Annotated in this window: 8 protein-coding genes; 4 read left to right on the top strand and 4 right to left on the bottom strand. The window is 37.9% G+C overall.

Annotated features, from left to right (window positions below; all coding sequences use genetic code 11):
* Positions 1-26: 26 nt before the first annotated feature.
* Together J0L60_05385 and J0L60_05380 are read right to left on the bottom strand one after the other, a co-directional pair.
* Positions 27-533, bottom strand: coding sequence for a DUF177 domain-containing protein (locus tag J0L60_05385; protein ID MBN8545552.1), 507 nt, complete (start codon positions 531-533; stop codon positions 27-29).
* Positions 534-1184: 651 nt separating this feature from the next.
* Positions 1185-1559, bottom strand: coding sequence for a DUF1801 domain-containing protein (locus J0L60_05380; GenBank protein ID MBN8545551.1), 375 nt, complete (start codon positions 1557-1559; stop codon positions 1185-1187).
* A gap of 233 nt (positions 1560-1792) precedes the next feature.
* On the opposite strand from J0L60_05380, the gene J0L60_05375 reads away from it, so the two are divergent.
* A complete protein-coding gene (locus tag J0L60_05375; GenBank protein ID MBN8545550.1) occupies positions 1793-2146 on the top strand; it encodes a hypothetical protein in 354 nt (117 codons plus the stop codon).
* Positions 2147-2471: 325 nt separating this feature from the next.
* Here the strand turns inward: J0L60_05375 and J0L60_05370 are convergent, their stop codons facing one another.
* Positions 2472-3743, bottom strand: a complete 1272-nt coding sequence (locus tag J0L60_05370) for a hypothetical protein (protein ID MBN8545549.1) — start codon at positions 3741-3743, stop codon at positions 2472-2474.
* A gap of 118 nt (positions 3744-3861) precedes the next feature.
* A complete protein-coding gene (locus J0L60_05365; GenBank protein MBN8545548.1) occupies positions 3862-8097 on the bottom strand; it encodes a T9SS type A sorting domain-containing protein in 4236 nt (1411 codons plus the stop codon).
* Positions 8098-9496: 1399 nt separating this feature from the next.
* Between J0L60_05365 and istA the strand changes: the two genes are divergently transcribed.
* The 3 genes from istA to J0L60_05350 all read left to right on the top strand — a co-directional run bounded on the left by istA (position 9497) and on the right by J0L60_05350 (position 12631).
* Positions 9497-10933: an IS21 family transposase gene (gene istA, locus J0L60_05360; GenBank protein ID MBN8545547.1), complete on the top strand. Its 1437-nt coding sequence runs from the start codon at positions 9497-9499 to the stop codon at positions 10931-10933.
* Positions 10934-11036: 103 nt separating this feature from the next.
* Positions 11037-11810, top strand: coding sequence for an IS21-like element helper ATPase IstB (gene istB, locus J0L60_05355; GenBank protein MBN8545546.1), 774 nt, complete (start codon positions 11037-11039; stop codon positions 11808-11810).
* A gap of 74 nt (positions 11811-11884) precedes the next feature.
* On the top strand, positions 11885-12631 hold the full coding sequence (locus J0L60_05350; protein ID MBN8545545.1) for an SUMF1/EgtB/PvdO family nonheme iron enzyme: 747 nt from the start codon (positions 11885-11887) through the stop codon (positions 12629-12631).
* The last annotated feature ends 66 nt before the right edge of the window (positions 12632-12697 follow it).

The following is a 12697-nucleotide window of genomic DNA, read 5'->3' as shown; positions in this document are numbered from 1 at the left end:
TAATTTCCGTCAATTTAAGTTATTAATTAATCTTCTTTAAAATCGTCTTTTAGTTTCTCAAGATCCGCCCATACAGGGTTTATCGGGTCTTTTTCACATTTACAATCACTTTTGTTCAGGTCTGTTCCGCAGCGGGGGCAAAGTCCTTTGCAATCCTCACTGCACAATTTCTTGAACGGTATATCCAGATATGCATAGTCGTACAACTCGGTTGTAATATCTATTTTATCCGCTTCCCTCGATAAATAATTTACATCGGGATCATCCGTCTCCTGACTTCTTTCATCAAAAAGATAGAGAAGTGTAAAGCTGATATCCCGCTTCGACTCGAAGTCTGTCGTGCACCTGTCGCACTCAAATTTCGCATTTACAAGCAAATTCACATCCACCAATAGCTGCTGATGTGTCTTGTCAATCGATATAAAAAGTTCGTAATTACCGTAAAATGGCGCTTCCAGACCAAGTTCTGACACATTTCCTGTGTAATCCAACTCGTTCCTGCCAAACTCCAATGCGGATATCTTTATTTTCAACGCAATTGTCCAAAAAATCGAACTACAAATATAAGAACCCAAGACCATTATTACAAATAATTTATTGCAGCGAGTAGAGCCCTTGTGGCGATATATGGGTAGAACCTGGGCGACACTTCAAAATGAGCCCTTGTGGCGACATATGGGTAGGGGACGCAGATACACGCAGATTAAACAGATTAACGCAGAGAGGCTTATGGTAACACGGATTTCACGGATGTAACACGGATCCCCACGGATGGAAGAATGGAACACGGATTTAACGGATGTAACGTGCCGAAGGCATCCCTTTGGGAGATTCTCACGGATTTTCAATCTGTATTGTTTATTCACAAATTATCATAATCTGAAAAGGAGCGACAATCGTCCTCGATTGTCCTACCGACAAACTCGCGAAATCTGAAAAGGAGCGACAATCGTCCTCGATTGTCCTACCGACAAACTCTCATAATCTGAAAAGGAGCGACAATCGTCCTCGATTGTCATACCGACAAACCCGCGAAATCTGAAAAGGAGCGACAATCGTCCTCGATTGTCCTGCCGACAAACTCTCTAAATCTGAAAAGGAGCGACAATCGTCCTCGATTGTCCTACCGACAAACCTTCGAAATCTGAAAAGGAGTGACAATTCCGCAATTATTGGATCACTTGTCAAGTGTTTTTTCTTGAATTATCTCTTTCAGTTTCTTCCTTCAACCTGAAAGCAACAATTTTTTGGATGAGTTCGACCGGAAGCGGTTGACCTAACGGGAATTGTATCGTGCCTTTCGAACACTTCCATTGTTTCAATTCCTCTGCAAATGTTGCAACACCCGACGCTCCGGGGAAAAGGCTGACATGATTTTTGAAAGCTGCAAAATACACAACCACCCGCCTGAGACGAAATGCCGGCATGCCGTAACTTATGCACTCTGTTGTACCGGGTGCAGCATTAGAAATTATTTCGCGCAGCGAACGAAGCATTTCCTTTGCGTTTTCATCAGCTTCAGAAATGTACTGATCTATCGAGGAGAGGTCTTTTCTCATACATCGGACTCCTTCAATGATTAATAAAATTCATCTGCCTAAAATACAACTCTGCGGGTAAAGATAAAATTTTCTCAGCATCAATCCCCCCTCTCTCCCCGATAATCATCCCCCCAAAAATAGTTATATTTGGCATTGTTCAAAAGAGATTTCTTCACTGGTTATTCACTGGGGGTGTTTCATAAAATAACAGGACTGATCCTTCAGCACTTGGGAAATACTCCTCAAAAGTTATGGTACCAAATAATGTTAAAGTGGAGGGGAGCGTTGATATCGATACAACAACTGTCGCTCTTTACCCAAGAGCCAACCGGTGGGATTATGTCATCGGATTTAACGGCAAGGTCATATTTGTGGAAGTTCATCCGGCAACCACTGGCGAAGTGGATGTGGTACTAAAGAAATTGGATTGGCTCAAGAACTGGTTAAACTCAAAGGCTCCGGATATTGCAAAATTAAGAGCACCGGAACCCTTCTATTGGGTTCAGTCAAAAAATTTCCAAATATTAAAGCATACTCCAAAATATCGAAGAGCTGTTCAGAAAGGAATTCTGCCGGTTTCGAAAGTGACGCTTAATCCGGGTTGAGACTATCCAAGCAGGCGATAAATATCTGTAGTACTTTAACGCCGGAAAGGTACACTATACTCTGCACTACCTGATGCCCGAAAACTTTTTGCCGATGAGCATTGATCAAAGTGCTCTGGAAAGAAAAAATATATTTTTCGAAGCTCAACTATGAGGATTAGAGAGAAATATTCTCGCCATGATATCTTAATTCCTTATTTAATTATCTTACTTTTTGGTGAACCAGTACAAACCTTTTCAGGGGACAGATAAGGGCAAGGCTTTAAAGGATTAGTATGCCAATTTTAAAATCACCACACTAGAAGCCCGGGTTTCCAAAGTTATACTATTTAATAATTTCAGAAACTGTAAGTGAGCGTGTTTTTTGAATGTGTGTATAATCCATTACTCCACCTTTACCATTATGGATTCTTCCACTTAACGCAACCTCTGAAGTAACATCGGTTTTTAATTTCTGAAGTTTGCCAAGATCGTCATTATAGAATATTCTCCCATCGTAGGTAAACTTAGTCCTGTCAAATTTTACACCCTGTTCCTTAAGTTGAGGAAATAAATCGCAAGAGAAATCATACCCCACCTCAATTACAGAGATGTTGCTTCCTTTATATTTACCTTTTTCTCTCAAGGTATAAAGTATGGTGGTATTTAAGTTGTACCCGCCAATAATGTTTTTTTCAGGTCTCTTGTCTTTGAAGGTTTCGTTTGCCTTAAGTGACCCAGGAGAGAACGATACGAATACCTGCCTGATTATATCTTCGAGACGACTTTTTATCAAATCGGCAGTTATATTTTTATGATCTGAATCCATTTCACCATCCCTCTGAATGGTTATGGCATCTACTATACTGTTTATCCCAAATATTTCGCGAATTCCTCCGTTCTTGTCGATTCTCACAAAAAACGGGTGGGAGGTTAAAGCCTTTTCAGACCTATAGTCAACCTCTTTCGCAGAGTCGAGTTTGTCGCCCGTCCTGTACTCACTAATTTCACCATTAATTTTCGACTTTATATTAATGCTTCTGATGGTCACTTTTACTTCTGCTATCTTGGTTATATCTACATTCTTGACCTCGAAATCGACAAGGTGTACATATTTGAGATGCATTTTTGTGTCAACTACTTGCTCTGTTTTCGCATCGAGGGAGAAATCTATGATGGAAGTAATCTTATAAGTGAATTTATCCCCCTTTAAGAGTTTGTATTCGAACTTCGATTTACCTTTTGCCGGTTCAACATCCTCGAGAGTCAGATAGCCCGTATCCATATCTATATAATTCTTGAGGATATGGGACACGTCTGAAGTATCAGTACTTTGTAAACTTACATCTCTCACAGGTGTACTGTCACCGAATACTCCAACGGGGGTAATAGTGAAAATATATTTCTCTACTGTCGGGTCTTTTTGTATACTTACTGTACCATAATCATACCAAGACTGAAGATCGTCAAAATGTTTATTAAAGGATTCCGCATCTCCTTCAGGGTTTTTTAGATCAACTATGATCGTACCCCGTTCGGTTGTAAGTTTGACCTGATCCCTTGGATGAGGTAAGATTATGGTGAATAAAATTATTGCAAAAAAAAATGATTTTTTCATCTATCTCCATTCAATGCCTATTAAGGGCACTGTACTGGTTCACCAAAAAGTAGAATAGTTAGTTATGAAGTTAAGATTAAGCATTAGAAACCGTCAACTATAATGAATGTATTAGTTGTTATTTTAATACTATCATTTTTTTCGTATTCTGAAATCTCAGCCCACCTTCAAGTGCATATGCCTCAAGTGAATAGAAATAAACTCCACTTGCAAATCCTGATCCATCAAATTCGATTTCATAATTATTTGCTCCCTGTATTTCATTAACAATTTGTTTAACCATTTCACCTAAAGAGTTATAAATCCGAATTTTTACCGTGCTTGTATTTGGGATGGAATACCTGATCTTTGTTACTGGATTAAACGGATTGGGAAAATTTTGAAATAAAGCAAAATTCACAGGAACACCATGAAAGTCAACTTGTATGGTCGGTGTATAAGTAAATGATCCATCATAATCAATCTGCTTTACCCGATAAAAATACAGATCCTCTTCTATCGGAGAATCGATAAAACTGTAGCCTCTCGGTTTGGTGGTAGTTCCATTGCCGTCGATAAAACCTATCCTTGTGAAATCCTTTTCATTTAGGTTTTTCCTTTCAATTTCAAAACCCCTGTTATTTGTCTCTGTTTGTGTTTCCCATTTTAATGAAATCTTATTTCCACTCTGAACTCCGGTAAAAGATGTCAATTCAACAGGTACAAACCCCTCCCCATTTATTTTGAAATAAACCGTGTCAGATTTTCCCTTGTAGCTGACTATTGCACAGGTTTCCCCGTTTCCAACAGCTTCAAATGTTTTTTCGCTATCGTTAAACCTTACAATATTTTCATTTTCAACAACGGTAGAGATACATGTTCCCTGAGTACCAATTTCAGAAAGAAATGTATCGAAAACGCCCTTAAAGTTAGGGGTCTGTCTATCCCCTTTACGCATTTTAAATACTTTTTGAGTTACATTGAATGATATCAGACTTTCATCCGTTGATACAATTACCGGTATTTCCTTGGTTGATAGTATTACCGAATCACCCCTTTGATAAAATGCATAAATTAAAACCTTTTGTGTATCTAAATAATTACCATCCGTTTGTACACTAAAATTATAACTAAAATTCTTTTCTGAAGTTTGAAAACTATTAGTCTGAAATATGATACCGACATTTGACAAACCGGTTGTATCACTAATATAAAATGAAATGTTTTTATTACTGTTCACATTGAAAGAAGAAAATGGAATGGGTTCGAAAGGAGTTATGAATGTAGTATCTAATTTCGATATCACTGCAGTATTGATTTTATCTGCCAATTTTGTACTGGTAGAGTAAGTTTGGGAGAAGTACCCTAAAAGTGGCGAATCAATACTTGAATTCAATATCTCAATTACTTTATTATAGGTAGCATTAACAATGCCCGGCGAACCTGTTAATTGAGAATGGAAATATCCACTAATGTAGGATATATTTGAGGCTGTTATATCAGGATCCGATCCCTGGCTGTTTGTACTAACAATAAAATCACTATTAGCTATAAAATCATTTTGGTTATTAAATGAATAAAGATTTTCGTTAATTTTCTTCAAAAAATTTCTTTTTGAAAAATAAAATGGTTTATTATGAAACAGGTCTAAAAAGGATAAGCCGATGGGAAAAAATTTATTATAATTTAATTGGTCAATAATTGAATTTGGAATATTGTTTATATCCGGTTCATTGCCATCTATCATATCACCCACTATTGCATTAGCTTTAATAGCAGAGGTATTAAATTTTACTCCGCCGTTAATTCTCAAATCATTAACCGCCGGCGATACTCGATAGTTAAAATCAAAAAACGCATTGAGAAAAAATCCTGGACAAAGACTGAAAATTTTTGCGATATAGGCACCGGATGTATTTAGACTATATAAATAATCTGCCCAAGGCGAACCTCTATGCGGCGTATCAATTGTGATGAGTTTATTAATAAAACCACTATTATAATTTCTGGGTGTCTTAAAACTACTGTTCAGATAGGTTTCACAATAGCGGGGTAATATGCCTCCCATACTATGACCAACATAATATAACTGATTACAGGCAACCCGTTTATCCACTCTCGTTGATTCGATTACATCTTCAAAAGAATCTCCATCAAGAGAATTATTCAACTTTAATAAGCCTTTCGCATTATACTCATAATGGTCTCTATTGCCGATTGGTGGAGTCGAAATAATTGGAAATAAATAACTATATTCAATCTTTAGAGGATAATGATCCCATAAAACTGGGTAGTCACCCAAACCATGTACTAACATTAAAGGGGGTCGGTAAATTTTAATGGGATTAACAGGTACGATTTCAAAAGTGTTATCTGTATATGTCGCATTTATTGTTAATTGTACCTCTCTGGAACCATCAAATTCATCCCCGTAGCCGGTTCTGACGAAATCGTCAGGAGCTACATACCATACCCAAAATGTATCGTTAATTGCAGAATTAACTGACGCTGAAAGTAAATTCGCTCCATTTGCCTCATCAGACCACTGATCAATAACAGATGCAACTTTTAACTTTCCATTAGTTCTCAAATCAGAAGTTCCATCATTCAGTGAAAATTCTACTTTGCTTATATCCTTACCCGTGCTTGGATTTATTTTATATAAACGGATATAAATCCTTGAAATTCCATCTGCCACACACCCGATTGGTTTTCCCAGCCGGTTGTTATAACTGTAATCCCACATGAAATCCGCTTTAAGATTGGTGAGTGCCTGATTTGAAACTGTAAATACTGCGCTTACTTCGTTTCTGGAAGTGTTATAAAAATCGATAATTTTAATTCTATAATTTTGTCCCGGCTGATCTAGGCTAATACCTTTGTTTAGATTTACAAATTCATCTATTGGGCCTAAACCATACAAACTATCTTTTCTATTCCATGTCGAGCCACCATCAGAAGATAAATCAATAAAATATTTGTACTTTCTCCAGGCACCAACCATTGGATAATTAGATGATAAACTCATTTTATCTGTCCATGAGACTCTAAACTCCTGTCCGGGATAGGCCATATATCCACTGGAAGGCGCAGTTACTTTAATGGAATAAATAACAGGCGCACTGGAAATGATTTCAAATGATCTATTAATTGTGTATTTATTTGTTGTTATATCGTAACCAACTACATTATAATTGCCAGGCGGATAAGTTGAAGCATTAAAATTATAACTAATTTCTCCGTTTGAATTTACATTCATTATTACTTGTGGAATATTAACCCCTGAAGAGCTTGTGAATCCCAAAGATACCTGTCCTCCGTGAGTAAATTGATTACCGGTAATTTCAAGGACGCCAGATTGGATAATTGTAGAGGAAGATATTTGTATGTGTGGAAATGTCGTGATTGCAATCATTTCAGAAAGTGGACGACGCCAAACCCTATGCCAAAATGTTCCTGCAAACAGATTTACTCCACTGAGAGCAAGAGCAGAAATAATCAAATCAGTACCAGGTAATCCACTATTTACAGCAGTCCAACTCGTTCCATTATTAGTTGAGAGATATACTCCACCATAATAGGTCGCTGCAAACAGATTTGCTCCACTGACAGCAAAACCATTAACCATCGATCCATCAGGTAATCCATTATTTACAGCAGTCCAACTTGTCCCATTATTTGTTGAGAGATATACTCCACCACCTCGAGTCCCTGCAAACATATTTGTTCCAATGAAAGCAAAATGATCAACATACATTGCAATACCAGTTAATCCACTATTTACAGGAGCCCAGGTTGTTCCATTATTAGTTGAGAGATATACTCCATGACTATAAGTCCCGGCAAACAGATTTGTTCCACTGACAGCAAATGCACTAACAATCAATCCATCAGGTAGTCCATTATTTACAGGAGTCCAGCTGGTTCCATTATTTGTCGAGAGATATACTCCTAGAACATAAATCCCTGCAAACAGATTTGTTCCACTGACAGCAAGAGAAGTAACCTCCCATCCATCAGGTAGTCCATTATTTACAGGAGTCCAGCTGGTTCCATTATTTGTCGAGAGATATACTCCACCCCGAGTCCCTGCAAACAAATTTGTGCCATCGACAGCAAGAGCATTAACAAACAACCCACGACCAGTTATTCCATTATTGACCCCTGTCCAGCTTGTTCCATGATCTGTTGAGAGATATATTCCTGGTCCAAAATTTCCAGAAGAAATAGTCCCAGCAAACAGATTTGTTCCACAGACAGCCAAGCATCTTACCATTTGATCTGGTCCGTTGGTTTGTACCCATTGAGCTAATGTGAAACTTGATGAAAGTAACATATAAATGATAATATAGACAAATGTGCTCTTGGATTTCATTGAATACTCCTAAAAACATTTTATGCACAAATATTATACATGTGGATTGATTCAGTTGCCCGAAATACGATGCCGGTCCACTAAAAAGTTGAATAATCAGTTTAAATTAAGAAAATATATCGAGAATATTTCTCTTTGATATTAATAGTTGAGATTCAAACAATTTACTTTTTCTTTCAGCAATTCTTTGATCGTTTCTTCTGAGCAAAAAGTCTTCAGAATTGGAAAATGCAGAACTCTGTGTAGTCTTTCGATTCCATTGTTCTCAATCTATCTTGTGCGCTGATTTTCGCATCATTATTGTCAAAACCGGGTTTAATTTCAGACACTCATGAGAATTTAACCTTTAAGAAATTCCTTCTTACTGTTTGTTTATGGATAATCTGCTTCTCACCGGCTTTTCTATTTACAGGTGCCTCGAAGATACCCATGGCTCTCTCAAACTAACGCATTTTCCTTTGAAGAATTACAGGTACCGGAAAATCGTACTTCCTGGAAGCATCTGATACTTTCATTCCGCCATCCATAATATCACTTAATAACTCTTTCTTCTTTATTAAAATATATTTGGACTTTTTAGCATTTTAGGAAGCGCCAAATTTATTTAACTAAATTCATGAAATTCTACTTTCTTGTGAAGATTAACAATACCACAAGAGGAGCTACAAATAGCAATCATCAATCAGGTAAATAACCCTCGAGAGAAACATTTCCTGAAAGGCTGTATAATGTCTGGGAATTAGTAGTATTACTGATTATTTTAGATATAATCAATATTATTACAAAATAAATTCGTAAACCTACTAATTTTTGATACGACTCAAACTAAAATTTATGGAAAAAGCATTATACATTGAATCAAAAAAAGATTTTGTTAAATCAATTTGGCTTAACTTAACCATCTTTAGATCAAAAAGCAAGTACTTTTCCACTAAAACAAGGAAATATATGAATATTTTGTAAATATATTCTTTAAATAATTACGAATGTTTATTATAACAATTCTTAATTATCTAAAATATTTTTCAAATCCTCCTTTATAATAAAAAAAAACCCATCATGTTTTCGATGCTTTTCTTATAACACAATTGACTATTTCGTACTTGTTTCCTAAAAAGTCTAATTATTGGTTTCTAACTTAAAAATCATATCGTGGAAATTCCCTGTGACCAAATTAGTCGAAATCAAGTCAATTAATTTTTTCTTCACTCGAAACGATTTCGAAAATCCAATCCACATCTTCAAAATCCTACTCCCCCCTAAACGCCCTCTGCAACTCTGCCTGAAAATTGTCATCCAGTTCTTTCAGTTGGGACTGCATTTTTTGTTTGAGCGTATCTGTTATTTCCGCCTGAAAATTGACCACCTGACAAACAAAAATTTTTATAGTTGTAGATGGATGACAATAAAAGTACTCAAGAAGAAGAACCCCGGGATGAGTAATCGAGAGATTGCCCGTCAGTTAAAATGTTCACATAATACTGTGAAAGCAGCTCTTTCCAAAGATGAATCACCGGTATACAAGCGTCCCCCAAAAGTCAATCAGCAATTAAACGGGTATTCTGAGTATATACGGGAGCTGCGGTTAAAGAAACATCTTAAAGGTTCCAGGATATTCGAGGAGCTAAAGAGCAAAGGATATACGGGAGGGAAAACAACACTCTACTCATATCTCAAAGAGATAGATGAGATTGCCTCACAACCCAAAGGATATACCCGTTATGAGACAGCCCCCGGAGAGCAATCCCAATTCGATTGGTCTGACTACACAGTAATGATCGGCGGGAGCCTGACGAAGGTACATGTATTCACCTACATAAACGGATACTCCCGGTTCAGAGTCTTTGAGGCATCCCTTGATGTAACTCAGGGAAGTACTTTTGATGCACTGCAGAAGTCTCTCAGGGAGTCTGGAGGAGTCCCGGAAAGAATACAGACCGACAATGCATCTGTCTTTATTACAAATGCATCGGTAAACAACTTCAGAATAAATCCTCACTATGCATCTTTGTCGGCACACTACGGGTTTGAGGTGACACGGTCATTACCGGGACATCCCTGGAGTAAGGGAAAGGTAGAGAAGTCGAATCAGTATCTCGAAGATCATTTTATTTCGGGTAATGAGTACTTCACATTTGAAGAGTTCTTAAGACAACTAAAGGAGTTCCAGCATAAGGTAAACGACAGGGCGCATTCAACCACAAAAGGGATTCCCTCTTTAATGATTGAAGAAGAGAGAGACTCCTTCATTCCTCTGCCTGTCAAAGACTTTATCAGTGTCAGGGAGGTAATCCGAAAGATATCCTCTGACGGGATGCTCTCTTTTGGCGGGAGCAGGTATTCTGTTCCTCTTGAATATGCAAACAAGCAAGCCTGGATAAAGGTATCACGGGGATACTTCCTTGAGGTTTACTCTGAAAAAGGGAAACTTATCGCATCACACAGAATATCCCTGACCAAAAATGAAGTGATAATCAACAAAGATCACTTTGCTCCAAGACTGCATCATCTGCGAACCGCAACAGGACTGAAGGGAATAATTCTGTTGCAATATCCCGAACTCGAAGAATATGTCAGTCGTCTCCTTATACAGAACAAGAAACATCCCACTACAGCCATCAAGGGAGTAGTCTCAGTAATGAATCTGTACAACAGAGAAGATTTTATTGCCGCATGCAGGGAATGCATAAGATACAATACCTTCTCCCTGTCGGTCTTGAACGGATTTTTGCAGTCGGTTAAACCGGAGATAAAGGTAAATGAGACAGGCACAAAAGCAGTACTTCCCAAAGGGGAAGGACTGACCAGGAGATTGAATGAATACAAACTTTTCTAATCTTTTTGAAAGGGAGAAGGAGATGACAGGTTATTCACTTCTCTCCCCTTCGCAAAGATTTTGTTTTTTGTTCCACTTAAAAATAATCAACAAGGATTAAATTATGAAGAAGAATGTTGAATTGCCGCCCGGTAATCTTACCATCAATCAGAAAGTGGAAGGAATACTCAAGTCCCTCGCACTTCACAGAATAGCAGAATGTTATCTGAGGGAAGCCGAGATGGCGGTAAATACGAAGGTATCATATCAGGAGTATCTCCTTAAACTTCTTGAGGAACAGGTTACCAACAGAATTGAGAGATCAATTAACAGAAAGATGCAGATTGCGGGCTTCCCCCAGATTAAGAGGCTTGAAGAGTTTGACTTTACATATCAGCCAAAGTTGAATGAGAGTCTGATCAGAGAACTTGCAAATTGCAGCTATATAGGCAAAGGAGTCAATGTCATCTTTGTCGGACCTCCGGGAGTCGGTAAAACACACCTTGCTATCGCTCTTGGAATAAAGGCTGTCTCTCAAAGATACAGGGTACTCTATACACAAGCTCAGAATCTTCTGGAACAACTTGTCGCTGCTGAGGCTGCCGGAGTCCTGAATAAAACTCTTGATGCTTTATCACGATATGACTTGTTGATCATTGATGAACTGGGTTACCTTTCGTTTGCAAAAGATGCATCAAGAATATTCTTTCAACTCATATCTAAAAAGTATGAGAAAACCTCTTGTATTCTTACGACCAATAAACCTTTTGAACTTTGGGGAGAGATCTTTAACGATGAGATTGTGGCTTCCGCGATTCTTGACAGGCTTTTACATCATTCTCATCCTGTTTTGATATCCGGAAAAAGCTTCAGAATGAAAAATATTCTCGATAATTAATTATATTTAGCCGGTCAATTTTCAGCGAATTATTGGTCAGTTTTCAGACGAAATAAACAAGAAGGAGAGATATCATGTCAAACAATTATATTGAAGCGATTACAACAAATAAAAAGTTGGTGCTTAGAATCTGTCTAGGTGCAGTTATTCTATTGGTGTTAATAGTCGCTACGAAGCAGATACTATACCCGATATTTGACAGCCAATTTGTAGTGGTTGAAGGAAAAACATTTGAGTACAGGGGACAGAGTTGGTCAAAATTTGAGATCGCTAAATTCGAAGTAACTCAAGAGTTGTGGGAGAGTGTAATGGCGAAAAACCATTCAACTTTTAAAGGAAGTAAAAGACCCGCCAATGATTTTAATTGGTATCTCGCGGTGGAATTTTGTAATAAACTAAGTGAAAAAGAAGGTCTGCAGCGGGTATACTCAGGTCGTGGCAAGGAAATTACATGTGATTTCACCGCGAACGGGTACAGATTACCAACCGAGGAAGAATGGGAATATGCTGCAAGTGGAGGCAATAAGAGTAAAGGTTATGTGTATTCAGGTAGTAATAATCTTGAAGAAGTTGGTTGGTATTCCTGCAGTGGAACAGAGGAAGTGGGTAAGAAAAAGCCAAATGAACTTGGACTATATGACATGAGTGGGAATGCACCAGAGTGGTGTTGGGATATGGGCGACTATAGTTTCTCGCGTGTTCTGCGTGGTGGTGGTTGGGACACTAGTGAAGAGTACTGCAGGGTGTCTCGAAGTAGAAATGTAGGAGCCTCACATACTAATAACGGACGAAGAGGTTTACGGCTAGTAAGGACAAGGTGATAGCATTTTATAGAAGCAGATAAGACCACCCCTTTTAAGCCGAGAGGAAAGATGAAAAAGTCCTCT

This window comes from Ignavibacteria bacterium, assembly GCA_017302895.1.
Taxonomy (GTDB): Bacteria; Bacteroidota; Ignavibacteria; order Ignavibacteriales; family Ignavibacteriaceae; genus UTCHB3.
Note: the sequence above shows the minus strand (reverse complement) of the source record. Positions and strands in the feature narration are given on the sequence as shown.

Coding starts and splice junctions, on each gene's coding strand:
- J0L60_05375 (MBN8545550.1), top strand. CDS start 1,793: ATGGTACCAAATAATGTTAAAGTGGAGGGGAGCGTTGATATCGATACA.
- J0L60_05350 (MBN8545545.1), top strand. CDS start 11,885: ATGTCAAACAATTATATTGAAGCGATTACAACAAATAAAAAGTTGGTG.
- istB (MBN8545546.1), top strand. CDS start 11,037: ATGAAGAAGAATGTTGAATTGCCGCCCGGTAATCTTACCATCAATCAG.
- J0L60_05380 (MBN8545551.1), bottom strand. CDS start 1,559: ATGAGAAAAGACCTCTCCTCGATAGATCAGTACATTTCTGAAGCTGAT.
- istA (MBN8545547.1), top strand. CDS start 9,497: ATGACAATAAAAGTACTCAAGAAGAAGAACCCCGGGATGAGTAATCGA.
- J0L60_05370 (MBN8545549.1), bottom strand. CDS start 3,743: ATGAAAAAATCATTTTTTTTTGCAATAATTTTATTCACCATAATCTTA.
- J0L60_05365 (MBN8545548.1), bottom strand. CDS start 8,097: ATGAAATCCAAGAGCACATTTGTCTATATTATCATTTATATGTTACTT.